Origin of the sequence: Streptomyces sp. NPDC005533 (assembly GCF_042871845.1) — a bacterium.
Classification (GTDB): Bacteria; Actinomycetota; Actinomycetes; order Streptomycetales; family Streptomycetaceae; genus Streptomyces.
The window spans coordinates 1-26,434 of the sequence record NZ_JBIAJH010000037.1 but is presented as its reverse complement, the minus strand read 5'-3'; the positions used below and the strand labels follow the sequence as shown (position 1 = coordinate 26,434).

At 73.0% G+C, this 26,434-nt stretch carries 27 protein-coding genes and 2 pseudogenes; 9 read left to right on the top strand and 20 right to left on the bottom strand.

Features of this window, described 5'->3' with window-relative positions; genetic code table 11:
- Window positions 1–3: 3 nt before the first annotated feature.
- From ACFYP3_RS28950 to ACFYP3_RS28920, 7 genes are all read right to left on the bottom strand, one after another.
- A complete protein-coding gene (locus tag ACFYP3_RS28950) occupies window positions 4–723 on the bottom strand; it encodes an LmeA family phospholipid-binding protein (RefSeq protein ID WP_388838596.1) in 720 nt (239 codons plus the stop codon).
- Window positions 720–2,999: an MMPL family transporter gene (locus ACFYP3_RS28945; protein WP_388838593.1), complete on the bottom strand. Its 2,280-nt coding sequence runs from the start codon at window positions 2,997–2,999 to the stop codon at window positions 720–722. The genes ACFYP3_RS28950 and ACFYP3_RS28945 overlap by 4 nt, the downstream gene beginning before the upstream one ends.
- A 109-nt stretch (window positions 3,000–3,108) precedes the next feature.
- A complete protein-coding gene (locus ACFYP3_RS28940; RefSeq protein ID WP_388838590.1) occupies window positions 3,109–4,503 on the bottom strand; it encodes an ATP-binding protein in 1,395 nt (464 codons plus the stop codon).
- Complete coding sequence (locus ACFYP3_RS28935; protein ID WP_388838587.1) at window positions 4,500–5,192, bottom strand: response regulator transcription factor; 693 nt, start codon at window positions 5,190–5,192, stop codon at window positions 4,500–4,502. Before ACFYP3_RS28935 ends, ACFYP3_RS28940 begins: the two co-directional genes overlap by 4 nt.
- Window positions 5,193–5,303: 111 nt before the next feature.
- The gene (locus ACFYP3_RS28930; protein WP_388838585.1) at window positions 5,304–5,915 is read right to left on the bottom strand and encodes a TetR/AcrR family transcriptional regulator; all 612 of its coding nucleotides are present in this window, start codon (window positions 5,913–5,915) and stop codon (window positions 5,304–5,306) included.
- A gap of 193 nt (window positions 5,916–6,108) precedes the next feature.
- A complete protein-coding gene (locus ACFYP3_RS28925) occupies window positions 6,109–6,969 on the bottom strand; it encodes a 3-hydroxybutyryl-CoA dehydrogenase (RefSeq protein WP_388838582.1) in 861 nt (286 codons plus the stop codon).
- Window positions 6,966–7,187: an acyl-CoA dehydrogenase family protein gene (locus ACFYP3_RS28920; RefSeq protein WP_388838579.1), complete on the bottom strand. Its 222-nt coding sequence runs from the start codon at window positions 7,185–7,187 to the stop codon at window positions 6,966–6,968. Before ACFYP3_RS28920 ends, ACFYP3_RS28925 begins: the two co-directional genes overlap by 4 nt.
- A gap of 84 nt (window positions 7,188–7,271) precedes the next feature.
- Between ACFYP3_RS28920 and ACFYP3_RS28915 the strand changes: the two are divergent.
- The 4 genes and pseudogenes from ACFYP3_RS28915 to ACFYP3_RS28900 all read left to right on the top strand — a co-directional run.
- Window positions 7,272–7,951 (top strand): annotated as a pseudogene (locus ACFYP3_RS28915) (ABC transporter ATP-binding protein); the annotation flags it as partial.
- On the top strand, window positions 7,930–8,469 hold the full coding sequence (locus ACFYP3_RS28910; RefSeq protein ID WP_388838675.1) for an aldehyde dehydrogenase family protein: 540 nt from the start codon (window positions 7,930–7,932) through the stop codon (window positions 8,467–8,469). The pseudogene ACFYP3_RS28915 and the gene ACFYP3_RS28910, both read left to right, overlap by 22 nt.
- A 79-nt stretch (window positions 8,470–8,548) precedes the next feature.
- On the top strand, window positions 8,549–10,276 hold the full coding sequence (gene polX / locus ACFYP3_RS28905) for a DNA polymerase/3'-5' exonuclease PolX (protein WP_388838576.1): 1,728 nt from the start codon (window positions 8,549–8,551) through the stop codon (window positions 10,274–10,276).
- 18 nt (window positions 10,277–10,294) lie between these two features.
- Window positions 10,295–10,630, top strand: a complete 336-nt coding sequence (locus tag ACFYP3_RS28900) for a hypothetical protein (RefSeq protein ID WP_388838573.1) — start codon at window positions 10,295–10,297, stop codon at window positions 10,628–10,630.
- Window positions 10,631–10,684: 54 nt separating this feature from the next.
- Here the strand turns inward: ACFYP3_RS28900 and ACFYP3_RS28895 are convergent, their stop codons facing one another.
- The 4 genes from ACFYP3_RS28895 to ACFYP3_RS28880 form a co-directional block, all read right to left on the bottom strand.
- Window positions 10,685–10,843 carry a hypothetical protein gene (locus ACFYP3_RS28895; protein ID WP_388838570.1) on the bottom strand — a complete coding sequence of 53 codons (159 nt, stop codon included), beginning with the start codon at window positions 10,841–10,843 and terminating at the stop codon, window positions 10,685–10,687.
- A gap of 104 nt (window positions 10,844–10,947) precedes the next feature.
- Window positions 10,948–11,481 carry a chloramphenicol phosphotransferase CPT gene (gene cpt / locus ACFYP3_RS28890; protein WP_388838672.1) on the bottom strand — a complete coding sequence of 178 codons (534 nt, stop codon included), beginning with the start codon at window positions 11,479–11,481 and terminating at the stop codon, window positions 10,948–10,950.
- A 134-nt stretch (window positions 11,482–11,615) separates the two neighbouring features.
- A complete protein-coding gene (locus ACFYP3_RS28885; protein WP_388838567.1) occupies window positions 11,616–12,173 on the bottom strand; it encodes an NUDIX domain-containing protein in 558 nt (185 codons plus the stop codon).
- Window positions 12,170–13,093: an NUDIX domain-containing protein gene (locus ACFYP3_RS28880; protein WP_388838565.1), complete on the bottom strand. Its 924-nt coding sequence runs from the start codon at window positions 13,091–13,093 to the stop codon at window positions 12,170–12,172. Before ACFYP3_RS28880 ends, ACFYP3_RS28885 begins: the two co-directional genes overlap by 4 nt.
- 204 nt (window positions 13,094–13,297) lie before the next feature.
- Between ACFYP3_RS28880 and ACFYP3_RS28875 the strand changes: the two genes are divergently transcribed.
- On the top strand, window positions 13,298–14,314 hold the full coding sequence (locus ACFYP3_RS28875) for a hydroxyacid dehydrogenase (RefSeq protein ID WP_388838562.1): 1,017 nt from the start codon (window positions 13,298–13,300) through the stop codon (window positions 14,312–14,314).
- 119 nt (window positions 14,315–14,433) lie between these two features.
- Window positions 14,434–15,612 (top strand): ABC transporter substrate-binding protein, encoded by a 1,179-nt coding sequence (locus ACFYP3_RS28870; RefSeq protein ID WP_388838559.1) that lies wholly within the window; start codon window positions 14,434–14,436, stop codon window positions 15,610–15,612.
- Between the two features lie 101 nt (window positions 15,613–15,713).
- Here ACFYP3_RS28870 and ACFYP3_RS28865 read toward each other — a convergent pair whose 3' ends face one another.
- Window positions 15,714–15,971 carry a hypothetical protein gene (locus ACFYP3_RS28865; RefSeq protein ID WP_388838669.1) on the bottom strand — a complete coding sequence of 86 codons (258 nt, stop codon included), beginning with the start codon at window positions 15,969–15,971 and terminating at the stop codon, window positions 15,714–15,716.
- A gap of 137 nt (window positions 15,972–16,108) precedes the next feature.
- Window positions 16,109–17,290: pseudogene (locus ACFYP3_RS28860) on the bottom strand (polysaccharide lyase family 8 super-sandwich domain-containing protein); the annotation flags it as partial.
- Window positions 17,291–17,851: 561 nt separating this feature from the next.
- On the opposite strand from ACFYP3_RS28860, the gene ACFYP3_RS28855 reads away from it, so the two are divergent.
- On the top strand, window positions 17,852–18,091 hold the full coding sequence (locus tag ACFYP3_RS28855) for a chaplin (protein ID WP_388838556.1): 240 nt from the start codon (window positions 17,852–17,854) through the stop codon (window positions 18,089–18,091).
- Window positions 18,092–18,524: 433 nt separating this feature from the next.
- The gene (locus ACFYP3_RS28850; protein WP_388838554.1) at window positions 18,525–19,172 is read left to right on the top strand and encodes a hypothetical protein; all 648 of its coding nucleotides are present in this window, start codon (window positions 18,525–18,527) and stop codon (window positions 19,170–19,172) included.
- A 58-nt stretch (window positions 19,173–19,230) separates the two neighbouring features.
- Here ACFYP3_RS28850 and ACFYP3_RS28845 read toward each other — a convergent pair whose 3' ends face one another.
- From ACFYP3_RS28845 to ACFYP3_RS28825, 5 genes are all read right to left on the bottom strand, one after another.
- The gene (locus tag ACFYP3_RS28845; protein WP_388838551.1) at window positions 19,231–20,733 is read right to left on the bottom strand and encodes a cellulose binding domain-containing protein; all 1,503 of its coding nucleotides are present in this window, start codon (window positions 20,731–20,733) and stop codon (window positions 19,231–19,233) included.
- Between the two features lie 214 nt (window positions 20,734–20,947).
- Window positions 20,948–21,388: a hypothetical protein gene (locus ACFYP3_RS28840; protein WP_388838548.1), complete on the bottom strand. Its 441-nt coding sequence runs from the start codon at window positions 21,386–21,388 to the stop codon at window positions 20,948–20,950.
- A gap of 251 nt (window positions 21,389–21,639) precedes the next feature.
- Window positions 21,640–22,011 (bottom strand): VOC family protein, encoded by a 372-nt coding sequence (locus tag ACFYP3_RS28835; RefSeq protein WP_388838545.1) that lies wholly within the window; start codon window positions 22,009–22,011, stop codon window positions 21,640–21,642.
- 52 nt (window positions 22,012–22,063) lie between these two features.
- Complete coding sequence (locus ACFYP3_RS28830) at window positions 22,064–23,191, bottom strand: PP2C family protein-serine/threonine phosphatase (RefSeq protein WP_388838542.1); 1,128 nt, start codon at window positions 23,189–23,191, stop codon at window positions 22,064–22,066.
- A 239-nt stretch (window positions 23,192–23,430) separates the two neighbouring features.
- On the bottom strand, window positions 23,431–24,219 hold the full coding sequence (locus ACFYP3_RS28825) for a LysR family substrate-binding domain-containing protein (protein ID WP_388838539.1): 789 nt from the start codon (window positions 24,217–24,219) through the stop codon (window positions 23,431–23,433).
- A gap of 58 nt (window positions 24,220–24,277) precedes the next feature.
- Here ACFYP3_RS28825 and ACFYP3_RS28820 point away from each other — a divergent pair, with 58 nt between their 5' ends.
- Window positions 24,278–24,682, top strand: a complete 405-nt coding sequence (locus ACFYP3_RS28820) for a DUF5997 family protein (RefSeq protein WP_388838536.1) — start codon at window positions 24,278–24,280, stop codon at window positions 24,680–24,682.
- 93 nt (window positions 24,683–24,775) lie between these two features.
- On the opposite strand, the gene ACFYP3_RS28815 is transcribed toward ACFYP3_RS28820, so the two are convergent.
- Both ACFYP3_RS28815 and ACFYP3_RS28810 read right to left on the bottom strand, forming a co-directional pair.
- A complete protein-coding gene (locus tag ACFYP3_RS28815; RefSeq protein ID WP_388838533.1) occupies window positions 24,776–25,342 on the bottom strand; it encodes a YdeI family protein in 567 nt (188 codons plus the stop codon).
- A gap of 297 nt (window positions 25,343–25,639) precedes the next feature.
- A complete protein-coding gene (locus tag ACFYP3_RS28810; protein ID WP_388838530.1) occupies window positions 25,640–26,095 on the bottom strand; it encodes a DoxX family protein in 456 nt (151 codons plus the stop codon).
- Between the last annotated feature and the right edge of the window lie 339 nt (window positions 26,096–26,434).

Genomic DNA, 26,434 nt, shown 5'->3' with positions numbered 1-26,434 from the left:
GTGTCAGGCACCCGCCAGGGGGGCCGGGCCGCCCGTAAGGTCGACCCGGAGGCCGTCCGCCCGGACGCTTACGGACGTGGCCTTCAGCCCGAGCGGATAGTCCTTCGGCGTGCCCGACTCCGGGGCGAGTGCGCCGTCGCCCACGCCGAACCGGCCGGTGGGGACGGAGCGGCCGAACACGGTGAGCCCGTCCACGGCGAGGGTGACCTTGCCGTCCTTCAGCACGGGACGCAGCGTCAGCTGTCCGGCGCCGCCCGGGCCGACGGCGGCGAGGACGGTCCCGCGCGCCGGATCCGTGGTGACCGCGGACACCTGTACGGCGGGCACGGCACTGCGGATCGCGGTGGCCAGGGACTGGGTGGAGGCGGTCACCTCGGCGTGCGTGGCGCCGACGGTCCCGCCGTCGCCGAGGCGGACGTCGTCCAGTCGCGCGCGGACGCGGACCTGCGGGAGGCGCCCGACGCGGGCGTCCTCGCTGCTGATGTCGAGGCGGGGGATGCTTCCCCGCGCCAGGTCCCACAGGGCCCAGTCGTCGGCCACGCCGACCGCCACGTCCGCGCCGAGGCCGGGCGCCGCCGTCGTGACGTGGTCGCGGATCGCGGCGCGGGCGGTGAACTCGGCCGCGCCCGCGGCGACGGCGGCCGACACGACCACGGCGGCCGTGACGGCGAGGACGCGGTGGCGGCGCAGGGCCGCACGGGCCTTCCTCGGGCGCTGCTTCATCGCCGGTCTCCTCGATCGGTCGCCGCCGGGACCGCGGCCGTGGGGGTGGGCCGGGGCGTGGGGGTGGGCGGGGGGACGGACCCGGGCGACGGGGCCGGCGCCGCGGCCGGGCCTTCCGGGTCGAGATGCGGAAGGAGCCGGTCCAGCCAGCCGGGGAGCCACCAGTTCGCCCGCCCCAGGAGGTACATCGACGCCGGCACCAGCAGCAGACGGACCACCGTGGCATCGATGATCACGCTGACGCCCAGGCCGAGGGCGAGCATCTTCACGGCGACGTTCGTGGAGAGCAGGAAGGCGAGGAAGACGCTGGTCATGATCAGGGCGGCGCAGGTGATGACGCGGGCCGTGGCGGCGAGGCCGGTGGCGACGGCCAGGTGGTTGTCCTCCCGGTGCAGCCACGCCTCGCGGATCCGGGACAGCAGGAAGACCTCGTAGTCCATGGAGAGCCCGAAGACGATCGCGAACATCATCATCGGCACGTACGACTCGACGGGCACCTTCTCGGTGACGCCGAACAGCCCACCGCCCCAGCCCCACTGGAAGACCGCGACGACCACCCCGTACGCGGCGGCGATGGAGAACAGGTTGAGCACGGCCGCCTTGAGCGCGATCAGCGGGCTGCGGAAGACGGTGAGCAGCAGCAGGAAGGCCGCGGCCACGACCACGCCGATGATCAGGGGGAGTTTGGCCGTGAGGGTGTCGGTGAAGGTCTGGGTCGCGGCGGCGGTGCCGGTGACGTAGCCCGTCGCCCCCGTGCCCGACAGCGCCCGCGGCACCGTCTCGTCCTGCAAGGTGTGGATCAGGTCGGCGGTGGCGCCGTCCTGCGGTCCGGTGGCCGGGGTGACCGTGGTGATGAGCAGGACGTCGTCCGGGCTGGGCACCGGGGGCGTCACCGAGGCGACACCCGGTACGGCGGCCAGCTCCCGCCCGAGCGAGACGGCGAGTTCCTGCCGCCGGGCCCCGTCGGCGACCTGCCGGCTGTCGAGGTGGGCCACGACGGTCAGCGGGCCGTTGGCACCGGGGCCGAACCCTTCGGTGATCAGGTCGTAGGCCCGGCGGTCGGTCCTGCCGGTGGACTGCGCTCCGGCGTCCACGTGCCCGAGCCGCATGGAGGCGAGCGGGACGGCCAGCACGCCGAGCACCAGCAGGCCGCCGACCAGGAACAGCCAGGGGCGCCCGCTGACCCGGAGGGCCCAGCGGTGCCACACGTCCCCCTCACCGGTGGGTTCGGCGACCGGCGTGCGCACGCGGAGGCGGTCGATGCGGCCGCCGAGCAGCCCCAGCAGGGCCGGAGTCAGCGTCACGGTCGCGGCGGCCGCCACGACCACGCTGATCCCGGCCGCGACGCCCAGGGTGCCGATGAAGCCCACGCCGCAGACGCAGAGCCCGCCCAGGGCCATGGCGACCGTGGCGGCGGCCACCAGCACCGCACGCCCACTGGTGGCGACCGTACGCCCGACCGCCTCCACCGGCTCCGTGCCCGCCTGCAGCAGCGCCCGGTAGCGGGTGGCCAGGAACAGCGCGTAGTCGATGCCGACGCCGAGGCCCATCATCGCGGCCAGGGTCGGGGACGCCTGGGCGAAGTCGAAGGCGCCGGCGAGCAGTCCGAGACCGGCCAGGCTGACGGCCAGGCCGAGCACGGCCGTCAGCAGCGGCAGGCCGGTCGCGGCGACACTGCCGAAGCCGATCAGCAGCACGAGCACGGCGACGGCCAGACCGATGGCCTCCGAGGTGTGGTCGGCGGACTTGGGCGTGGCCAGCTGCCCGAGCGGAGCGCCGTACTCGACGCTCACGTGGTCCGCGCGCAGCGGTTCGACGGCGCGGTCGACCCCGGCGAGGTAGGCGGGGTCGAAGGTCGCCGGATTGCCGTCGAAGCGCACGGTGATCAGGGCCGTCCCGCCGTTCGCGGAGACCGCCCCGGGCGTGGTGAGCGGGTCGGCCACCGACAGGACGTCCGGCAGTCGGCGCAGGCCGTCCACGGACGACTCGATCGCGGCCCGGTGAGCGGTGACCGCACCCCCGTCGGAGGTGATCACGATGGGGGCGGCCGTGCCGCCGGAGCCGGTGGTGTGGGCCTTGAGCAGGTCGGCGCCGGTCTGCGTGGACGTGCCCGGCAGGGAGAAGCTGTCCGCGAAGGAACCGCCCCACGCATGGTTCGCCAGCCCGAGACCGACCAGCAGCACCACCCACAGGGCGACGACCCGCCAGGCGTGCCGGGCACACCGGCTTCCGATCCGATGGAGGAGACCCGGCCCCGCGGCCGATGGAGTGTTCATGGGCCTCATGGTGCGCGGCGTCAGTAAGGGGGCCGTGGGCGCATTGTTCGGGGAACGTACGGGCACCCGCGTGCGCGTCGGGAAGGAGGAGCCGCGCCCGCTCGGCCGCTCACGCGCTCTCGGGCGCCGGCGGAAGGGTGACGGTGAAGCAGGCACCGCCCTCCGGCCCGTGCCCCTCGACGCGGATGGCGCCGCCGAGGCGGCCGGTCAGCCGGTGGGCGATGGCCAGCCCCAGGCCGGAGCCGACCGGACGGCTGCCGCGGTAGCGCTCGTGCAGGGCGCCGTGGTCGAACGCGATGCGCACGTCGTCGTCCGTGAGGCCCGGTCCGCCGTCGCGGACCTGCAGCTCGACCCCGCCGTCCGGGGCGGCGTGCACGGCGAGGACCAGGGGCGCGCCCTCGGGCGTGACCCGCAGGGCGTTCTGCACCAGGCCGTCGATCAGCTGCCGGACCCGGAAGGCGTCCGTCTCGACGACGACGGGCCGCCCGGGCCGCTCCAGCCGGAGCCCGACACCGTGGCGGGCACAGGGGCCGGTCCAGAAGGCGGCGGCCTCGGCGACCACCCCGTCCAGGTCGGCCGGGGCCATGTCGAGACGGAAGTCGTCCGCCTCCAGCCTGGCCAGGTCCAGCAGGTCCCCCAGGAACCGGTCCAGGCGCCGGGTCTCGTCGGCCAGGACGCCGCCGACCTCGGGCACCCGCTCCGGCTCGATCAGCCCGTCGGCGAGGGCCTCGGCGTATCCCCGCAACGCCGTCAGCGGGGTCCGCAGGTCGTGGGAGACGGAGAGCAGGAACTCCCGCTGCCGGTTCTCGCTGTGCGCCAGCGCCTCGTCCAGGACGTTGAGGGCCCGCCCGATGTCCGCCGTCTCCCGGGGCCCGTCGACGGGGGCCGGTACGCCGCGTTCGCCGTCGGCCAGCCGGTGCGCGATCTGCGCGGCCCGCACCAGCGGGCGGGCGATGCGCCGGGCCAGGAGCGCCCCGGCCAGTGCCGCGCCGAGCATGCCGACGACCAGCGGCACGAGCACGTTGCGGCGGATCTGGTTCGTGCGCTCGCCGACCACCGCGTACGGCTCGGTGAGCACGACCGCGCCGCCGCGTACGCCCGGCCGCCCCACCAGCAGCACCTCCTCGCCCCCGAGGATGCCCGTGGTGGAGACCGGCTTCCCGGCCAGCAGCGCCGATTTCGACGCCCGGTCCACGGCCGGGGTGGCGGTCCCGCTCACCGCGCCGTCGGGGGCGATCACCGCGAGCTGCACACCGTTCGGCCCCGCCAGCACCTGGGCGCCCGTGAAGAGCGCCTCGGAGAGGGCCGGCAGGCGGCTGAGCACCGTCGCCTGACGCGCCAGCTGGTCGCGTTCGCGCTGCTCCGCGCCGTGCGCGGCGGTCTGCCAGGCGATCAGCCCGGTGAGGGCCACGGCGAGCGCCGCCACCACGGTGGTCAGCACCACGATGTTGCGCGCGAGGGAGCCGCGGGTACCGGGGCCGGGGGCGTCGCCGGGGCGGTTCACGTGCGGGGAGCGATCGCGCTGTACCCGACGCCCCGGACCGTACGGATCGGGCTCGCGTCGCCGAGCTTGGCGCGCAGCTGCGAGACGAACACGTCGACCATCCGCGTGTCGCCGTAGCCCGGGTAGCCCCACACCTGGGCGAGCAGCTGCTCCCGGGTGAAGACCTGCCCCACGTGCCGGAGCAGGTGCGCCAGCAGGTTGAACTCGGTGGCGGTGAGCTCCACCGGCTCGCCGTCACGGCGCACGGTCCGGCTGACCGGGTCCACGCTGAGCCCGCCGAGCCGCTCGGCCGGCCGTACAGGCGGACCCGCCGCCCGGCGCAGTACGGTCTTGACCCGCGCGACCAGCTCGCGCGGCGAGAACGGCTTGGTCAGGTAGTCGTCCGCGCCCAGCTCCAGGCCGAGGATCCGCTCGGCCTCCTCACCGCGCGCGGTGACCAGCAGCACCGGCGTCCAGTCGCCCGCGTCGCGCAGGGCCCGGCAGAACGAGATGCCGTCCAGGCCCGGCAGGCCGATGTCCAGCACGATGGCCACCGGAAGCATCCGCCGCGCGGCCGCGAGCCCGGCGCTCCCGTCGGCCTCGACGTGGACACCGAAGCCCTCGCGCGCCAGGTAGAGCCTCTGGACGTCGGAGATGTGGCGCTCGTCCTCGACGACCAGCACGAGGCCCTTGGACTCCGAACCCGTCATCACTGCCTCTCACGTGCGGAAACACCGTCGATGCTAACCCCGTCGACCCGGTGTTCCGGCGGGCGCGCCGCCGCCCGTACATTCCCCGAACAATCCGTCCGCCCTGCGCCGTCAGACCTCCGGGAACACCGGCGCGATCCCGAGGGCGGGCGCGATGGCCCGCCAGACCGTCGACTGGGCGGTGGCGAGGTCGACCCGGGGGTCGTCCAGCATCAGGCGGATGCCGAGGCCGTCGCACAGGGCCAGCACCAGCGTGCCGATCGCGGCGACGTCGCAGTCGGTGAACTCGCCCGACGCGATGCCCCGTTCCACCGTCCCGGCGACCCACGCGTGGAGTTGGTCGTACAGGTCGACGGCGAGGGTCCGGGCCGTGCCGTCGCGCAGCGCGCGCACCCACAGCTCCTGCCAGAGCTTCCAGTCCTGGCGGAGCTCCTCGTCCGTGGGCAGCATGCTCCGCACGATGCGGGCCAGGACGACCGCGGCCGGGTCCGTACCGGTGTCGCTGCCGGTGTCCGTGCCGGTCCGGGCGAACGAGTGCGTCATCGCCTCGGCGAAGAGCTTCTCCCGGGTGTCGAAGTGGTAGTGCAGCAGGGCCTTCGAGACACCGGCGTGCTCGGCTACCTTGCGCATGCTGACGTGCTCGAAACCGATGTCCGCGATCACCTCGCACGCGGCCGTGAGGATGCGTTCCCGCGTTTCGAGTGCGCGCTCGGCCTTGATCACGTTGGCTGCTCCCCGTGTCGGCGACGCCCGGTGGGTCGGTGGGTGGGTGGTTGAGCGGGTGGCGGTGGAAGGCCCGGCGGGCGGACCCGTCGGACCACCATCCTCGCGCATCGGGCCCCCGGTCCCCGGCCGTTGGACCGCGGCAGCCGGGAACAGGGTCGGTGGCGGGGTCGGGGCGGGGCCCCTCACCGGGTCAGGGATAGGTGTGGAAGCCCCGGCCCGTCTTGCGGCCGAGCAGGCCCGCGTCGACCATCCGGGCCAGCAGCGGAGGCGGGGCGTAGAGGGGCTCCCGGTACTCCGCGTACATCGACCGGGCGATGGCCTGGACGGTGTCCAGCCCGATCAGATCGGCCAGGGCCAGCGGCCCCAGCGGATGGGCGCAGCCCAGGGTCATCCCCTGGTCGATGTCCTCGGCCGAGGCGATCCCGGACTCGGCCATCCGCACCGCGGCGAGCAGGTACGGCACGAGGAGCGCGTTCACCACGAAGCCCGCCCGGTCCTGGGCGCGGACCACCCGTTTGCTCAGCACACCGGAGGCGAACTCCCTTGCGCGCCGGACCGTTTCCTCGCCGGTGAGCAGCGAGGGGACCAGCTCCACCAGGGGGAGCACCGGGACGGGGTTGAAGAAGTGCAGGCCGACGACCTGGGCCGGTCGCGAGGTGGCGGCGGCCAGCCGGATGACCGGTATCGACGAGGTGTTCGTCGCCAGCACCGCGTCCCGGCGCTCCACCACCGCGTCCAGCCGTGCGAACACCTCCAGCTTGGCCCGCTCGTCCTCGGCCACCGCCTCGACGACCAGGTCCCGGTCCGCCAGCAGGGACATGTCGGCGGTCAGCGTGATCGGGCCGAGCGCGGCCTGCTGGTCGGCGGCCGTCAGCTTCCCGGCGGCCGCGGCCCGGGCCAGGGAGCGCCCGATCCGCTCCAGGCCGGCGTCCGCGGCGGTCCGGTCCGTCTCCACCACCAAGACGTCCCGTCCGGCGCGGGCGCAGACCTCGGCGATGCCGGATCCCATCAGTCCGCAGCCCACGACCCCGACGCGCTCGACATCGGTCACCGGGTCACCGGCAGCTGCAGGACTCCCGTGCCGCGCTTGACCAGTTCACCCGCGACGATCAGCCGCTGGATCTCGGAGGTACCCTCCCAGATGCGGTCCACGCGCAGTTCGCGGTAGAGCCGCTCGACCGGGTACGAGCGGTCGTATCCGCGGCCGCCGAAGATCTGCAGGCACCGGTCGACGACCCGGCCGGAGGCCTCGCTCGCCGACAGCTCCATCGGACTCGTCGTCCTCGCGCTCGCCATCCCGCGCCTGTTCGGCCGCCGCGGCGGCCTCGATCTGCTCTCCGGGAAGTGACCCCCATGTACCCGACCCCCGTGTACGACCACCCCGCCGTCCGGCTCGACCGGATCGGCAAGCGGTACCGACTCCGAGGCCTACGCCGTCCACGACGTCACCCTCGACATCGCCCCCGGCGAGTTCTTCTCCCTCCTCGGTCCCTCCGGCTGCGGGAAGACCACCCTGCTGCGGATGACCGGCGGCTTCGCCGACCCCACCGAAGGCAGCGTGCTGCTCGACGGCCAGGACGTCACCGGCCTCCCGCCCAACAAGCGCAACGTCAACACCGTCTTCCAGAGCTACGCCCTCTTCGACCACCTCTCGCTGGCCGACAACGTGGCCTTCGGCCTCAAGCGCAAGGGCGTCGGCCGCGCCGAGATCCGCCGGCGGGTCGCCGACATGCTCGACCTCGTCCAGCTCGGGGGACTGGCCGGCCGCAAGCCCCCCACCCTCTCCGGCGGCCAGCGCCAGCGCGTCGCCCTCGCCCGCGCTCTCGTCAACTGCCCCCCAGGTCCTGCTCCTGGACGAGCCGCTGGCCGCCCTCGACCTCAAACTCCGCCGCCGCATGCAGGTCGAGCTCAAGCAGATCCAGCGCCAGGTCGGCATCACCTTCGTCTTCGTCACCCACGACCAGGACGAGGTGCTGACCATGTCGGACCGCCTCGCCGTCATGAACCCCGGATCCTCGTCCACCACCGGATCCACGACGCCTTCCTCGCGGCCTTCGCCGCCGAAGCGGCCGCACTCCGTGCCGGAGTCGACTTCGGGCCCCTCAACAACGCGGCCCAACTCGCCTCGGTGCGGGCCCTGCTGGACCGGCTGCCGACCCACGCCGAGATCGTCACCGGTGGCGGCCGGCCGCCCCGCCCCGGCTTCTTCCACGAGGCCACCGTGGTCGCCGGCGTCCGCCAGGACGACGAGATCGTGCAGGAGGAGACCTTCGGCCCCGTGGTGACCGTCCAGTCCTTCGCCGACGAGACCGAAGCCCTGCACCTGGCCAACGCCGTCCGCTTCGGCCCGGCCGCCAGCGTGTGGACCACCGACCACGACCGGGCGATGCGCGCCACCCGCGCCCTCCACACCGGCATCGTCTGGGTGAACACCCACGGCACCACCGTCTCCGAGATGCCGCACGGCGGGGTCAAGCACTCCGGCTACGGCAGCGACCTCTCCCTGTCCGGCCTCCTGGACTACACCCAGGCCAAACACGTCATGCTCTGACCTCGTGCCGCGGGTGCCGTGCCGCCGGCGCCGGGCCGCCCGACGTGCCCGGGCGCGTCCCGCGGGGCACCCTGGAGGCATGGCCCGAGCCAACGACCAGGTCGAGGCTCTGCTCCAGGAGTACGCGGACCTCATCGCGATCCGGGGCGGGGAGGCCTTCAAGGCGCGCGCCTACGAGAAGGCCGCCCGGGCCGTCGGGGGCCACCCGCAGGACGTGTCCACGCTCGACGCCAAGGGCCTGCGGGAGATCCCCCACGTCGGCAGATCCGTCGCCGACAAGATCATCGAGTACCTGCGGACCGGCCGCATGAGCGTGGTCGACGAGGCCCGGGCCGACGTGCCGGCCGGCGTGCGCGAGCTGGTCGCGATTCCGGGTCTCGGGCCCCGCAAGGCCATGGTGCTCTACGAGGAACTCGGCATCAGCTCCGTCGACCAGCTGGTCGAGGCCATCGGCCGGGAACGGCTGCGCGACCTGAAGGGTTTCGGCGAGCGGACCGAGGACAACATCCTGCACGGCATCTCCGTGCTGCAGAAGGCCGGCGAGGGACGGATCCTCGTCAGCGCCGCCATGGACGTCGCCGAGCAGCTGGTCGCCGCCCTCTCGGAGATCCCCGGCTGCGTCCGGTGCACGTACGCGGGTTCCCTGCGCCGCATGAGGGAGACCATCGGCGACGTCGACATCCTGGTGGCGGCCCGACGGGCGGCTCCGTTCATGGAGGCGCTCACCACCCTCCCGCAGACGGCCGAGGTCATCGCGCGGGGAACGAAGAAGACCTCCGTACGCACCGTCACCGGCCTCCAGGTGGACCTGCGCGTCCTGCCCCCCGCCTCATGGGGCGCGGGGCTCCAGTACTTCACCGGATCCAAGGCGCACAACATCCGCACCCGCGAACTCGCGGTGCGCCAGGGCCTCAAGCTCTCCGAATACGGACTCTTCGACGCCGAGAGCGGCGAGAACCTCACCTCCGCGACCGAGGAGGCGCTCTACGTCAGGCTCGGACTGCCCTGGATCCCCCCGACCCTGCGGGAGGACCGCGGCGAGATCGCGGCCGGCCTGCGCGGCGAACTCCCGGACCTGATCAGGGAGAAGGACATCCGCGGCGACCTGCACACCCACACCGACCTCACCGACGGCCTGGCCCCGCTGGAGGACATGGTCGCCGCCGCTGCCGCCCGCGGATACGCGTACTACGCGGTGACCGACCACGCCCCGAACCTCTCCATGCAGCGCATGACCAGCGAGAAGATCCTCGCCCAGCGCGAGCGCGTACGGCAGCTGGACGGCGCGCACCACAAGATGCGCCTGCTGCACGGCACGGAGCTCAACATCGGCCCGGACGGCGCACTGGACTGGCCCGACGAGTTCCTCGCGGAGTTCGACCTGTGCGTCGCCTCCGTGCACTCCCACTTCAACCAGAGCAGGAGCGAACTCACCCGCCGCCTCATCCGCGCCTGTGAGAACCCGCACGTCGCCGTCATCGGCCACCCCACGACCCGCCGGATCGGCAAACGGCCGGGCATCGACGCCGACTTCGACGCGGTCTTCGAGGCCTGCGCGCGGGCGGGCACCGCCCTGGAGGTCAACGCGCACCCCGAACGCCTCGACCTCCGCGACGAGGACATCCTGCGCGCGAAGCGGTACGGCGTGAAGTTCGCCGTGAACTCCGACGCGCACGCCACCACGCACCTGCCGTACATGCGCTACGGGGTGGCGACCGCGCAGCGCGGCTGGCTGACCGCGGACGACGTCGTCAACACCTGGCCGCTCACCCGGCTGCGCCGGTTCCTGGCCAAGAAGGACACCTGACGCCGGCCCCGTGAACTGATGCCCGCAGGCACGCGCCGCACCGGCGGCACCGTGTGCCGCCGTCGACGGATCCGTTGCCAGATACTGAACGAGATCCGGAACCAGGCGCCCAACGCCAAGATCGTACTGGTGGGCTACCCCGGGCTGTTCAGCCCCACCGCCTGCATCGTCGAGTACGACGACCGCGAGGTGGCCCTCTTCAACTCGTGGGCGGACGTCCTCGACGACAGGATGCGGGACGCCGCCGGGGCCACCGGTGACGTGCCCAGCAGGGGCTCGCTGCACCCGAGCGAGCTCGGTACCACCGCCTACGCCGAGGTCCTCCAGGAGGCGCTGAACGGCACACTGCACTGACCGCACCGGTGGTGCCGTCCGCACGGCGGGGCGGCGCCACCCCTTCTCCGATGGTCAGTAGACCATCCACCGGCCCCCGAAGAGCACGTCGAGCACGAGTTGCACCCCGAGACCGACCAGCACGAACAGGGCCAGCACCAGGACGGCGACGATCGCGAACTGCCGGCCGGGATGCCTCAGGAAGCGGTTCCAGGTTGTCCGCCGCATCATCATGGACCCACCATGTCCCGCCGGGTGGAACGGCGGGAGGGCCCGTCCGGTGCGCTGACGCGCGCCCGGTGCGGCGGCTCGCGCCGGGGCCGTCACCACGGTGCCGGTCACATGACGCGGGCGGCGATGGCCCGGGCGCAGTCCAGGGACTCCGTGTGCGTGGTGTCCACCTCCAGGTCGTACACCACGCCGAGGTGGACCCGCTCGGCCTGGGATTCGGCCATCCCCCCGGCCCGGTCCCCCCGGGCGATCTCGCGGGCCGCGGCGACCGTGCTCTCGCACCTGACGCCGACCCACAGCACGTCCAGACCGTCGAGGGCCTCGCGCCACCGTTCCTGGGACGCCGCTCCGCCGAGGAAGACGTCGTCGACGATGACGGGGGCGCCCGCGCGGGCCGTCGCGGCGACACCCGCCATCCACGCCGCTTCCAGCCGCCGGAACTCCGATCCGATCTGGACACCGCCGTCCGCGGCGAACTCGATTCCCGCGTCCGACGCCCGCAGGGAGGCGGGCATCGCCTCGACCAGCGAGTCGACGGCCGCGGCGAGCCACGGCTCGGGCAGCACCGCCTGCAGACACCGGAGGATCCCGGACTTGCCCGCGCTGGACCCGCCGTTCAACACGATCACCTGAGTCGTCACCAGGTCACGGTAGGGGCTGCGTCGGTCGCGCTCGAAGCGGTTTTCGCCGTGCTCGGCCAGCGCGCGGCCGGACACCCCGGTGCCGGCCGGACGTCCTCCCACCCGCTCGCCTCGCGCACTCCGGCCTGGCGGGGTCAGGGGCCGCCGGGACCCGCTCCGTCCAGGAGCCGGGTGCGCCGCGGGCCGTCGGGGCGATACGGGATCGGGTCGCCGAGGTGCTGGAAGTGGACGGCCGCCGGCCGTCCTGCCGCGTACGCGTCGAGCCCGGCCCGGCAATACGCGATGATCGGCTCCGGCAGCGCGTCGAGCCGGTACCAGCCCATCGCGTCGCACACCTCCGGCTCCCGCACTCCCGGCGCGCCCGTCCAGCGCCTGACCTCGAAGAACAGGCCGAGCCTGGCGTGGCCGCCGGGGCCGCGGTGATGGACGGTCACCGCCGAGGCCACGTCCCCGAGGGCGATGAGGACGCCCGTCTCCTCCCGGGCTTCACGGACCACGGCCTCGACCACGTCCTCGTGCGGGCCGTCGAGGTGCCCGGACGGCAGGTGCCACATCCCGGCCGCGTAGACCGGGCCCGCCCGCCGGGACAGCAGGACCTCGGGCCCCCGCTCGCCGTCGCGGCGCAGGATCAGGTGCACGTCCACCGGGAGGGTGTACCGGCCCACCGCTCCCGGGTGGTCGCCGGCGGTCACCGCCAGCCCATCTCGGTGTAGAGCCGCCCCGCCCGGATGCCCTCGACCGCCGCCCGGGCGTACGGCACCATCGGCTCCGGCAGCGCGTCGGCCGGCCACCAGTCCCAGCTGACGCACTTCTCCGGCTCGCGGACCTCCACCTCTCCCTCCCACCGGTGCGCACGGAAGACCAGTTGCAGGCGCGGCCGCGAGCCCGGGGAGTCGATCACGTGCACGACGTGCGTGAGCTCGATGTCCTCGGCCCGCAGCACGAGGCCGGCTTCCTCCCGCGCTTCGCGGATCACGCAGGCGACCGCGGACTCCTGTTCGCAGTGGCCGGCGAGGAAGTGGTGGTGCGAGGCGCCGAACGCCGAGTCGGGGTGGCGCAGTCCGAGCAGTACCCGGCCGTCGCGCTCCAGGTAGAGGTGGGCTCCGACGATGTTGGGCAGGGCCCCGCCGCCCGGTGGACCGGGGGGCGCCGCAGCCGACGTACGCGGGCGGGGGACCGGTTCCGTCCCGTCCACCAGCGCCCGGTGCCGGTCGATGACCTGCTGCGTCCACGGGCACATCGTCAGGTGCGCGGTCGTGCGGGCGTCGAACCAGCGCAGCATGATCCCCTCGCTGAGCGGCAGGGCGTCGGCATCGCCGTCCCAGGCGCCGAGGTAGACCTGGATCCGGCCTCCGGTGCCGCCGGGTCCGTGACCGTCGACGACCGTGAACGGTTCCAGCGGGACCGTCAGGCCGGTCTCCTCCCTCAGCTCCCGCGTGATCGCCTCCCGCGCGGTCTCGTTCCCCTCGCGGCCGCCGCCCGGGATGCTCCACGTCCCCGGGTCACAGATGTGGGGCTTGTTCGCGTCGCGCAGGTGGAGCAGGTACTGGCCGCGCGGATTGACCAACAGGGCGGCCGTACCGTCTGGTTCGCCGGAAGGGGTGGACGACATGGCGGTCTCCTCCTCGTGTGCGGGTCCGGGCCCGTCACGGGCGACATCCTGCCCCGCTGCCCGACGCGGAATGCGCGGCGGTCGGGTACGTCGACTTGTGGCGATCGTTGTGAGCGTATGGAGCTATTCGATTGGTAGATCTTGACGCTCGGAATCCGGATTCATAGAGTCGGCGCGGCCTCACTCAGCCGCAAGGAGTCCCAGATGTCTGTTCGCCGCCCGCGGACCCTGCTCGCGATGACCCCCGAGCTCCGGTCCCGCCTGCTGGACGACGCCACCGCCCGACGGCTCGGCGAAGTGGCCGACCTCGAACCGGACCTCGTCGCCGACGACTTCGGAAAACCCGAGGCCGCGCGGGCCCTGGCGGAGGCGGAGGTCCTGCTCACCTTCTGGGGCGCCCCCGCCGTCGACGCCCGGGCGCTGGCTGCCGCGCCCCGGCTCAAAGCCGTCGTGCACGCGGCCGGCTCCGTCAAACAGGTGGTCACCGACGCCTGCTGGGACCGGGGCGTCGTCGTCTCCTCCGCCGCCCTGGCCAACTCCCTCCCGGTGGCCGAATACACCGTGGCCATGGTCCTCCTGTCCAACAAACGCGTGCTCCAACTGCGGGAGGACTACCGCCGCGTCCGCGGCAGCCGCCACGACTGGCACCTGCGCTACGGCGAGGTGGGCAACTACCGCCGGACCGTCGGCATCGTCGGCGCCTCCCGGATCGGCCGCCGGCTGATCGAGCTCCTCCGCCCGTACGATCTCGAACTCGTGCTCTACGACCCGTATCTGACTGATCATCAAGCAAGCATGCTCGGGGCCCGCGGCGTCGAGCTCGACGAACTCTGCCGGATCTCCGACGTGGTCAGCCTGCACGCGCCCGCCCTGCCGGAGACGCGTTCGATGATCGACCGCCGGCGGCTGGCGCTCATGCGCGACGGCGCCACGCTCATCAACACGGCCCGCGGTTCCCTGGTCGACGGGCCCGCGCTCACCGACGAGTTGACCTCCGGCCGACTCCACGGGGTCATCGACGTCACCGAGCCGGAGGTCCTGCCGGCCGACTCCCCGCTGTACGACCTGCCGAACGTACTGCTCACGCCGCACATCGCGGGCTCCTTCGGCAACGAGCTGCACAGGATGGCGGATTCCGCCATCGATGAGATCGCCCGGTACGCCGCCGGGCTGCCGTTCGCGCACCCGGTCCACCGCGCGGACCTCCACCGGACGGCCTGACCGGCAGCGGACCCCACCTGAACTGATCGTCTTGATCAATAGTTCAGATGGTCTTGACGTTCAAGTCACCTGAGCGAATGATTCACCCCGTTCAGCCCACTCGCCAAGGAGCAGCTGACATGAAGGTTCGGTCCTTGCGTGCCTGCGGCGCGGTGGCCGCAGCGGTGTCCCTCGCCCTGCTGACCTCCGCCTGCGGTGCCGGTTCCACCCACTCGCCTGCCGCCGCGGACGACGGAAAGCCCGTCACCCTCACGTACTGGACCTGGACCGGCGGCGCCGAGGCCGCGGCCGCCGCGTTCAACAAGACCCACACCGACATCCAGGTGCGGTTCTCCCAGATACCCGGCGGCGCCGACGGCTACAGCAAGATCAGCAACGCGATCAAGGCGGGCGACGCCCCCGACGTGGCGACCGTCGAGTACAGCATGGTCCCCGAATTCGCCAGCCAGGGCTACCTGGAGGACCTCATCGCCTCCTTCGGCGAACTGGTCGAGGAGAGCTTCCCCGCGGGAGTCCGGGACCTGGTGACCTTCGGCGGCAAGACCTGGTCCGTCCCCTTCGACGCCACCCCGCAGGTCTACTTCTACCGCAAGGACCTCTTCGAGAAGTACGGCGTGACCGTGCCGAAGACCTGGGACGAATACCGCACCGCCGCCGAGCGGATCAAGGCCGACGACCCCGCGGCGCGCATGGGCTCCTTCCCCGCCGACGCCCCACTGCAGGCGGCCCTGTCCTGGCAGGCCGGCGCGAAGTGGTTCCGGATCGTCGACGGCGCCTGGAAGCCCGAGATCAACGACGCGCCTTCGCAGAAGGTCGCCGCGTTCTGGCAGGGCATGCGCGACGACGACCTGGTCTTCGACTACGGCGCCGGCACCCCCGAGGAGAGCAAGTCCAAGGCCGACGGCACGACCGTCAGCATCCTGGGCGCCCCCCATCCCCCACTGGGGCACCCCGGCCAGCGGCATGTACGGCGGCACGAGCTTCGCCGTGACCAAGGGCAGCAAGCACGCCGGGGCCGCCGCCGAGTTCATCAAGTGGGTGACCACGGACCCGGCCTCGATGGAGGCCCGGATCGGCGCGCTGAAGAACCCGAGCAGTGCCCTGCCCGCGAACCCGGCCATGGCGGCGGTGGCCGCGAAGGCCTTCGACACCTCCTACTTCGGCGGCCAGGACCTCTACGGGCTGACCGGTCAGCAGGTCGGGACGATCGTCCCCGGCTGGACCTGGGGCCTGGGGCAAGGTCAGCGCCGACTTCAAGGAGGGCGCGGCCAGGAACGGCCTGGCCGGCGGACTGGTGAAGGCCCAGGAGTCGGCCCGTACCGCGATCGAGAGCCGCGGTCTCAAGCTCGCCAGGTGAACCGGCCGGCGGCGGCCCGCCCGATCCGCCGGCCACGACCCCTCACGGGATCCGGCCCGCAGAGCCCGGACCGAGGCCGCGGCAGCCCGGCCCCGGCCCCGGCCCCCGGATCCCGCAGTCCGCACTCCGAACCGCCAAGGAGCCTCCCGTGGCCTCACCCCCCAGCCCCCCGCCGCGTACGCCGCCACGCGCGCGGGTACGCCCCGCGCGCCCGCTCCGCCGCGGCCAGCGCGGCGCCGCCACCCTGTTCCTCGCCCCCTTCTTCGCGCTCTTCGCGTCGGCGAGGGGCCTCCTCGACACGGTGGTCCCCGGCAGCCGGGACGGGTCGACGGTCGGCCAGAAGGCGTCCGTGTACTGGCCGTTGCCGTACGGGGCCCCCACCACTGGAGCATGCCCGCGCCGGCGTGCCAGCCGCGGAGGTTCTCCCCGTTGCCCGTCTCGTAGAAGCCCATCCGCCGGGAGGCCATGCTGATCGTGGCCGCCCAGCCGGGCCGGCGGTGGACGGCCCGGTCCATGCTGGGGAACAGGCGGTGCCCGGTCGGCTCCGCGACCGCCGTGACGGAGCCGTCGTCCAGTACGGCCCCCAGCCGGGCCAGTGCCGCGACGCCCAGGTCGGTGTCCGAGAGCACCGGGCTGTAGTAGTCCCGCTGCGCCCAGCCCTTCACCAGCCCGCGCCAGCGCTGCCGCTCCGCACTGCTCGCAGCGGTCCCCAGCAGGGTGATGGCGGCGAGGACGCCGTGGCCCCGGCCGTGGTCGCCGCCCTGGAACCCGTAGGAGTTGGTCCTCGGGTTGCCCCGGCTGGTGGAGCGGCCGGACACCGCGTCCGTCATCAGGCCGTTGTAGAGGAACGGGGCGAAGGACTTCTCCACCGAGTCGAGGACCAGCTGCCGACCCGGGTCGGTGACCTCCCAGGTCGAACCGCTGAGCAGCGCGAAGAGCCCCGCCAGGCCGCCCAGCAGCACCGCACCGTAGGAGCCGGTGTAGGAGAGGTGGGTGTGCTGTACGAAGGACCCGTCGGCGTAGAAGCCGTCTCCGCCGGTGACGACGGGGAAGACGGGGGAGAGGGCGTCGCGGGCGAGCGCGACCTTGGCCGGGTTCCGGCCGAGGATGCCGCGCAGCGCCAGGGAGCGGCACAGGTCCACCCGGTTGGCGCCGGTGCTGGTGCCCGTGTACCGGGCGACCGAGGAGTCGGGGACGAAGCGGTCGACCGCCCCGAGGTAGCCGGCGAGCTGTGCGGGGGAGAGCTGCGCGTACAGGACCGTGCTGATGTCCAGCAGCAGTTGGGGTGAACCGATCTGGAAGTCCCACCAGTTGCCGAACGGGCTCTTCGCCGGGTTGTAGACCAGCTCGTGGAGGTGGTCGAGCCCGGTCGTGATGTCGGTGGCCAGGCCGCTGTCGCCCGTGAGTCCCGTGCCGGGCTGCGCGTACGCCTGGGCCATCGTCCCCAGCCGGGCGTAGCTGGCGGTGACCGAGGCGGAGAGGGTCAGGGGCAGGTCGGGCCAGAGCGAGCCGGCGGCGACCGCCATGGCAGCGCGCTGTTCGGCGGCCTGGTCGCCGAGCAGGGCCAGCTTCCCGGCGAACGGCACGGACGCCGGGTCGAAGCCGCTGCCCAGCACCATCTCACGCCGTCTGTCGCGGAGTTGGTCGAACTCGTCGCCCGCGGCCGAGGCGGTACCGGCTGGGCGGACGGTGACGGCGGAGGCGATCGCGGTCGCCAGCGCGGCGCTTCCGGAGAGGCGCAGGAAGGAACGGCGCGACCGTGGAGCGGACATGGAGCCTCCGGAGCTGGGAGGTGCCCTGACGACCGTTTCTAGCATGCGTGCGAAATCGCGCTCAAGAGGCGTGTATGAACCGATCGTATCGATCGATCCGTCGTGAACGGTGGCGCCGGCCCGCGTGGTGTGTGGCCCCCGCACCCCGGACGGATGACCGCCTCGGGGGCGGGTCCGCACGGGGTCCAGAAGTACGGTGCGCGCGACCTCTCGAACAGGACTCCGTCGAACGGTCCCACGGCTGCCGGGCTCCGATGCCCCCAAACGGGGGCCGCGAGGACACCCCTTCGAGGGAACCGGGCTCCTGAACCAGGTCGGGCGGCGGTCAGCTGCCGAATGAAAGGGGGTGGTCCCCCTCGGGGCCGCGCGGTGCTCAGGCACCGCTGTGCGGTAACAAGGAGATGTCACGTGTCGCGTGTTCTGAAGAGTGCAGGCCTTGCCCTGGTGCTGGGCCTGGCGGTCATCGGCGGTGCGTCCTCGGCGTCGGCGGACGCCCACGCGGAAGGTTTCGCGATCGGCTCGCCCGGCATCCTCTCGGGCAACGTGGTCCAGGTCCCGATCCACATTCCGATCAACCTGTGCGGGAACAGCATCAACGTGATCGGTGCGCTCAACCCGGCCGCCGGCAACGTCTGCGTCAACGCCTGACGTCGTGAACCCCGGCTCATCCCGGTCGCGGACAGCGCCGGGATGAGCCGTCCGCACCGCCGCCGTCAGGCGGGGTGCGCACCTGTGCCGTGGCGCCCCCCGCGCCCCCGGCGCCCCCCCCCCGGCGGGGGCCCCCCCCCCCCGCGCCCCCGCCCGCGCCCCCCCCCCGGCCGCCCCCCCCCCCCCCGGGCGGCGCCCGCCCGGGTTTGCCCCGGCCCCCCCCGCCGCCGTCGGGGGGGGGGCCCCCGGGGGCGGGGGCGCCGGCGCCGCCGGGGGCGCCACCACGCTGTCGTGGACCTCGACGACGAGCGCACCGGCCGGCTCACCATCCGCGGCAGCCATCCACCCTCCGGTGGGTGGCCGGGCCGTCCCACCCGCGGGGGTGCGGTCCCGGCGTGCGAGGCTGTGTCCGGCACAGGGAGGAGACCACACCATGCACACGCCGAGCCGGCCCGAAGACCTAGACCATCCCGAGCTGTTGTGGGCGAGGGCGGTGACCATGGCCATGGTCGACGCCGCATGCACGACCAGCACCGAGTTCTCCCTCGACGACGACGGCCTGTGGTGCCACTCCACCGGAGCGGGCGGCTGGTGGCGCCTGAGCCTGTTCGACGGGGAACGCGCCGTGTTCTGCGGCCAGGACCCCGACGGCAGCCACACCCATGCGGCCGGCGAGCAGATCGACTTCCTGGCGGGCGGCCCGGCCTGGCTGCCCTGGGAGCTCCTCAGGGACGACGCCGAGGGGAACCTCTTCGGCTTCGTCTACTGGTGGGAGGGCGGAGCCTGGCACCGGATCCCCTACCCCGACGAGCTGAGGGAGGACGGCCTGGACGGGGCCGCCCCCTGGGTCGGCTCGCAGGAGGAGTTCCTCGCACTCGCCGTGGCCTCGTACGACGCCCCGTACGACCGCGCACGGAGCCTGACCGAGGCCGTCGCCCGCTTCGAGGCGCTGGCGCGGGAACGCAAGGCCGACGCGGACGCCGTGGCGGCGCTGCTGGCCCCGGGCCACACCGAAGGGCGCCCCGCGCCGCAGGCCGAGGTGGCGCTCGACCTCGCCACCCGCGCGGGCATCCTCGCGTAACCACGTGACGGGGCCGCCGCACGTCATGTGCGGCGGGCCCGTGGGCCGTTCGGCGCGGCTACTTGAGCGCGGTGAACGCCCTGGTGAAGGCCAGCGGCTGCTGGAGGATCGAACTGCACGTGGCATCGGCGTAGTTGACGGCGCCGGCCGCACACTGCTTGTCGCGCGTCGAGGACCACATGGCCAGCCGGCCGATCCCCTTCGACGCCGCGAACTCGACCAGCTGCGTCGCGTCCGCGACGGTGAAGACCTCGCTCGCGACGTCGTTCACGCCGATCATCGGCGTGACGGCCACGGCCTTCCACGCCGCCGCGTCGGAGAGCCCGAGCACACCCTTGAGCTGTGCCTGGGTGGCCGTTGCGGCCTGGATCGCGTACTGCCCCATGTCCCCGCTGTACGCCGGTCCGTAGTCCATCGCCATGATGTTGACGGCGTCGACCCGCACGCCGTTCTTCTTGGCGTCGGCCAGCAGCGCCACACCCGGCTGGGTCAGCCCCTCGGGCATCACGGGCAGGGTGAAGGCGACGTCCAGGCCGGGGTGGGACTTCTGCAGCTGGGCGATGGCCTGCGCACGGCGCGCGTTGGCCGCGGTGTCCGGCAGGGCCGCGCCCTCGATGTCGAAGTCCACCTTGGTGAGCCGGTACTGGTCGACGACCTTCCCGTACGCGGCCGCCAGGTCGTCCACGGTGGCGCAGTTCAGGGCCAGTTCGTGCCCGGCGGCTCCGCCGAACGACACCCGCACGTCGCCCCCCTTCGCGCGCAGCGCACCGATCTGCGCGGCGACCTTGTCGTTCGCGAGGTCCGTGACACCGCCCCACAGGGGCGCGCAGCCACCACCGGAGGTGATGAAGGCGAGGTGGAACTCCTTCACGCCGGTCTTGGCCGCCGTGTCGAGCAGGTCGTAGGCGGGGTACAGGGAGGTGTCCACGTACGGGGCGAAGCGCGCGCCGCTGCCGCCGGGCGGGGGGACGGGGGTGGTGGGGGTCGGCGTGGGGGAGGGCGACGCGGTCTTCGTCGGCGCGGCGGAGGTGGCGGGCGCGGTGGGCGCTGCGGTCGCGGTCGCGGTCGCGGTGACGGTGGGACGGGCGGTGGGCCGCCCGCTGGGCTGGGCCGTCGCGCCCTGGTCCACGGAGCACTTCACCCCGTTGATCAGGCATCCGGTCGGGTCGCCCGGGGAGTCGGACCCGCTGGTCACGAAGCCGACGGTGACGGAGGCCCCGGCGGCGAGCTCCCGGTTCCAGCTCGCGGGCCGCACGGTGACCCGCCGGCCGGAGACCGTGTGGGTGCCGTTCCACAGGGAGTCGACCTTCGTACCTGCCGGCAGGTCGAACTGGAGCGTCCAGTCCGACTGCACCTGACCGGTGTGGTTGGTGATGACGTACTGGCCGGTGTAACCGCCGCTCCAGGAGCTGGACTTCGTGTACACGGCGCCGACGGAGGCCGCCTGGGCGGTCCCGGTGAAGGCGAAGGCCGCGCCTCCGATCACGGCCGCCGCCACGATCGCTCCCGTGAGCTTCGCCTTGCGGCTCGTCCTGCGCCGGTGCCCGACTGTGCTGCCCATCGCGTGCCTGCCTCTGTTACTGGGGAGTTGGGGTATGCGGCAGCACGCTAGCCGCCCCGAAACGGACATTCGTTCGTTTCGGCCCGCCCCGGATGAGTCTTAGGTTCCGCTTAAGGCGGCGGTAAGCAGGGGCTGAGGAAACGGCGTTGTGGACCCGGACAGGCGGAAGGGGGTGGCACCCGCACGCGGGTGCCACCCCCTTGCGTCGTGCGTCCTACATGGAGGAGTCGTCGAACGGGTTGTTCATCACGCTCGAGGCCTCGCAGGTCGCGATCACACCGCTGCTGGCGCCGATCTTGCAGACCTCGAAGTAGGCGTTGTCGATCCAGCCCGCCTCCAGGTACGTGCTCCACGAGGCGGTCGTCTGGCCGCTGGGCACGGTCCGCATGCTCCAGACCCTGTGGCCGCTCGCGCCGTTGGTGATGAGGCGGATGCCCACGACGTAGCCGTCGGTGGCGCGGTCCTGAGCGACGATCTGGATCGGGTCGAGACGGTAGGGGTTGATCCCCCAGCCGATGACCATGCGCCCGTAGTACGAGTTGGCCGAGACCGTCGCCTCGGTGCCGGACGCCGCGGCCGCGGGGCTGGCGATGAGCGGAATGACGACGGTGGCCAGAGCCGCGGCGGTGGCGACGAGGCTGCTCTTGAGACGCAAGGGTCCCCCAAGGGAAACGTGTTGGCTGGAAATGCATACTCTAGCTCGAATTCGACCATGCCCGATCACGTCTGACGATGCCCCAACTCGCCTCGTGGGAGGTGCCCTTCGGCCGTTGATGGGCCGCTCGCCGGTAGCACCACCTGCCGGGGTGTCGGCCACCGGTCACCGCCGGTCGCCCGGGAAGGCAGCCGGCTCCGCCGGCCGGATCCCACGTGCCGCATCCTGTCGTGGGAGCCGGCGGGCTGGGGTCAGCCGTGGGTGGTGTCGATCACGCAGAAGCGGTTGCCCTCGGGGTCGGCCAGCACGATGAAGTCGGGGTCCTCGGGATACGAGTCCCAGTCGACGTGGCGGGCGCCCAGCGCCACCAGGCGCGCCACCTCCGTCGCCTGCTCCGCCGCGTCGGCCGCGTACAGGTCGAGGTGGACGCGCGGGCGTTCCTGTACGGGCGTGACGCTGCGGCCCAGTGCCAGGCCGGGCCCGCCGCCGGCCGCGGGGACCAGCACGGTCCAGCCCTCGTCCACCTCGCCGTCGCGCGGCACGTAGCCCAGGGCCCGGCTCCAGAATTCCGAGGCGCGCCGCACGTCCGAGGCGCCCATGACGATCGTTCCGATGGTCAGCATGATCCGATTCTGGCAAACGCCGATCCCGTTCCCCCCGGGGTCGTTCCGGTCCCTACAGGGACCGTTCGATCGCCACCATCGCGGCGTCGTCGCCCAGGGTGTTGCCCACCGCGTGGGCGAGCAGGTCCCGGCACAGGTGGTCGAGCAGGGCCCGCGGGTGCATGCCGGAGCAGGCGGCCAGGCGCTCCGCGAGCGGGTAGAAGGCGCCCTCCCGGTCACGTGCCTCCAGAACGCCGTCCGTGTAGAGGAGCAGGACGTCACCCGCCGCGAAGGCGAAGCTCTGCGCCGTGACGGGCGCGGCCGCGAGACCGGCGAGCCCGAGGGGCGGCCCGGGCTGGGACACCTCCAGGCGTACGACCCCGCCGGCGCGGGGCAGGAGGAGCGGCGGCGGATGGCCGCAGCTGACCAGGTGCAGCACCGGTTCCACGTCGGGAACGTCCAGGACGGCGGCGGTCACGAAGCTCTCGCCGTCCTCGCCCGGGACGCCGCCGCGGCCGTCGTCCTCCGAGCCGTCCAGGTCCGGGGAGACCGCCGCCTCCAGGTAGTTCACCAGGCCCGGCAGCTCGGCCTCCTGGTGGGCGGCGGCCCGGAAGGCACCGAGGACGAGCGCGGCGTCCCCGACGGCCTCCAGGCCCTTCCCCCGGACGTCACCGATGATCAGCCGCGTCCCCGTGGCCGTACGGGCGGCCGCGTACAGGTCGCCGCCGATCTGGGCCTCGGCGGCCGCCGCGAGGTACACGGAGGCGATGCTCAGCGGACCCATCCGGTCGCGCAACGGCCGCAGGACCACCTCCTGGGCGGTCTCCGCCACCGAGCGCAGCTGGATGAGTTCCTTCTCGTGCACCTCGCGCAGGTGGGCGAAGAAGGTCACGAACCCCGAGATCATGACGAGCGCGATGATCTGGAAGGTGTGGTTGAGATCGGTCAGGGTGGTGCGCGTCGCCGCGACGATCACCTGGGCCAGCACGGCGACCAGGCCCACGAAGCCCGTCATCCGGGGCCCCGCGAACGAGGCCGTCACCGCCGGAGCGGCGACCAGGAACGGCCCGAGGTGGACGTCCGGCGGAGCGAGGACGTCGACCAGCGTCACGAGGGCGATCAGCGCGAAGGGGACCGCCAGCTGTGCGTGGCTGACCCGCAGGGCTCGGTGGTGAGGAGGGCGTGCCGGCCGGAGATCCATCCCACCTGCATACACCGCGAGGCGTGCCGGATCCCCGAAGCCAGGCCGTCGGGGCCGCGGGCCTGTCGTGCGGAGGAGACCGGACGACGGGCCGTGGCAGGCCCAGCGGGGTCCCCGCGGGCCCTTCCCCGTGCCCATGCCGGCCCTTCCGGGTCCGCGTGCCCTTCCGGGTCCGGTCGTCCTTCGGGGTCCGGCCGTCCTTCCGTTCCTCCGCCGGTCCTTCCGTTGCTCCGGCCGCCCTACGGCCGACGGCGGGGCTTGCCGCTCTTGCCGCCCTTGGCCGCCTTGGCGCCGGATCCAGCACGCGGGTTCTTGCCCGTGGTCTTGCCGGACGCGGTCTTGCGCTGGCCGCCGGAGCCCGAGCCGGAGCCCGTCTCGGGGCGCTTGCGCTTCGCCTTCGGCTGCGGCGGCGTCGGCGGGCGACCCCGCGTGCTGTTCACCGTCCGGCCGCGGACGATCCCGATGAACTCCTCCACCAGGTCGGTGGTCTCCTCCTGCGGCCACGACAGCGCCACGCGCGACTCGGGCGCGTCCGAGACCGGCCGGTAGGTGAGGTCCTTGCGGTGGTGCAGACGGGCCAGCGACTGCGGGACGACCAGGACGCCGATCCCGGCCGCCACCAGCTCGATCGCGTCCGCCGTCGTCTCGGGTCGCTCGATCGCGGGCCGTCCCGGCAGCTGCTCCCACACGAGGGTGTCGTCGAGGGGATGCAGCACGATCTCGTCGGCCAGGTCCTCGGTGGACACCTCTTCGGCCGCTGCGACCAGGTGGTCCTTGGGGACGACCACCACCGTGGTCTCGGTGTACAGCGGGATCGCGCTGAGGTCCGTACGGTCCACCGGCAGGCGGACGAATCCCGCGTCGGCGCCACCCTCCCGCAGCACGCCGAAAGCCTCGCCGGGGGACACCGCGACCAGGGTCAGCGGGACGTCCGGCAGCCGCTCGTTCCAGATCCGCACCCACTTGCTGGGTGTCACCCCGGGGACATAAGCGAGCCGGAACGAATGGGGTACTTCCGAGCCTGTCACCCCGCCAGGTTACCCGGCGTGGTCGGAGGTAGCGCACACGCTCGATACTCTTGACACCATGACGTCGCACCAGAACACCCAGACGATGAAGCCCGCGACCGCGGCGAAGAAGCTGGGCGTGTACCTCGAGGCCACCCCCGCCGAGTTCCAGGAGGGTGTCGTCTCGCGCAGTGAATTGAGTGCGCTCCAGGCCGACCCGCCCGCGTGGCTGCAGGAGCTGCGCCGCAACGGCCCGCACCCCCGGCCGGTGGTCGCGGCCAAGTTGGGCGTGTCCATCGCCGGTCTCGCCCGCGGAGGGGTCACCGAGCCCCTCACCACCGAGCAGATCGAAGCGCTGAAGCAGGAATCTCCCGAGTGGCTGGAGAAGGAGCGCGCCACCCAGGCCGAGGTCCGCAAGGAAGCGGTCCGGATCAAGGAGAAGAACGCGGAGCGGGCCGAGAAGGCCCGCGGACAGGAGTCCTGACCTGCGGCTCCGGTCACCGTCAGGCCTGGCTTCCCCGGGGGAGGCCGGGCCTGACGCCTTTTCCCACGCCTTTCCCCCCGTGGCGGATCTTCCCTAGGTCGCGGTCAGAGTGCGCAGGGCCTGGCCGAGCCGGGCCTTCCGGCTCTCCGGCGTGAGGGCCTGGAGCAGCGGCAGGATCAGCTGGTAGCGCCCGGTCTTGTCGAGCGCCTCGAACGCCTTCCGGGCTCCGGGGTCCGCGTCGAGCGCCGCTGCGAGATCGGGTGGCACCGACGCCGTGCTCTGCGGTGCGTAGGCGCTCGCCCACCGACCGTCCGCCTGCGCCCTGCGCACCTCGGCGAGCCCGGGCTCGCGCATCCGCCCCGCGGCCGTCAGCGCCGCCACCTTGTCCACGTTCACCCGGGACCACAGACTCTTGGGGCGGCGCGGCACGTAGCGCTGCAGGTAGTGGAGCTCGTCGAGGGCGCGCCGCTGGCCAGAGATCCAGCCGTAGCACAGCCCGATGTCGACCAACTCGTCATCGGTGACGGACGGGATGCCGGACTTCTTCTTGGCCACCTTGATCCATACGCCCTCGTGCCGCGTGTGGTGCTCGGCGAGCCAGGCCTCGAACGCCTCGGCGTCCGCGAAACCGACGATCTCCACCCCGCCCAGTTCGTCCATCCGCCCAGGCTATCCCCGACCCGGCCCGGTCGGACTCGGCCCTGCTCCAACGAGGTTCTGCGGGTGGCGAGTTCGAGCACCACGATGCCCGGCCCCGCCCGAGGACGACGATCCGGTCGGCGGTGTCCGCCGCCGCGGAGCGCCTCGCCCTCACCGTCGGCCGCCGGCTCGCCGCGCCCGGTCGTCGGAACGCGAAGCGCGCCGAGTGCACCGCCCCTCCTCGGAGGCGCGCTCGTCGCGGGCGCCGCCATCCGGAGTGGGTGACGGTGGGGCCGGGTCGAGAGGAAGAACGATTCCTCAGGCGGTCACGGTGTCCGTGCGGGCTTCGTCGCGGAGTCCGGAGGACGTGGCCGGGCGGGAGGCGAACAGCCCGTCCACGGCGAGGGCGCCAGGGCCGGTGAAGACCAGTAGGAGGAAGGCCCAGCAGAACATGGCGGAGGCCTCGCCGCCGTTCTGCAGCGGCCAGAGCGCGCCGGGCTGGTGCACGGTGAAGTAGGCGTACGCCATCGAGCCGGAGGCGACGAAGGCTGCCGACCGGGTGCCGAGGCCCAGCAGGACGAGGACGCCGGCGACGAGCTGGATCGCTGCCGCGTACCACCCCGGCCAGATGCCGGTGGCGACGGTGCCGCCGCCGTGGGCGCCGCCGAGGACGCCGAAGAGCGAGGCGGCGCCGTGCGAGGCGAACAGCAGTCCGATGACGATGCGGAACAGGCCGATGGCGTAGGGCTGGGCATGGTGGAGACGCGTGTTCACGGGGGGCTCCTTCGGTTGGGGACGGGTCCCGAAGTCGTGCCGAGATGCTCAAGCGGAGCGAGCCAAAGGTTAGGTAGGCCTAAGTGGCAGTGCAAGTGCGACTTTCGGCCACCGGCCGAGGGGGATCCGACGCTACCCCGCCGCCGAGAGCCGGGACCGGCGGCACGCGGGTTGGCTGCGCCGCTTGGGCGGGGTCGGCTGGGGGCCGGTTGTGGTGGGGGCGGGCGCGCGCCGGGGCGTCTCCTCGGGCGCCGAACGTGTCGGGAGGTCGGATAGCTCGGCGGCAGTGCGTTCGGCACCCTGCGGGGATCACCCCGACACACACCCACCCCCACCCCA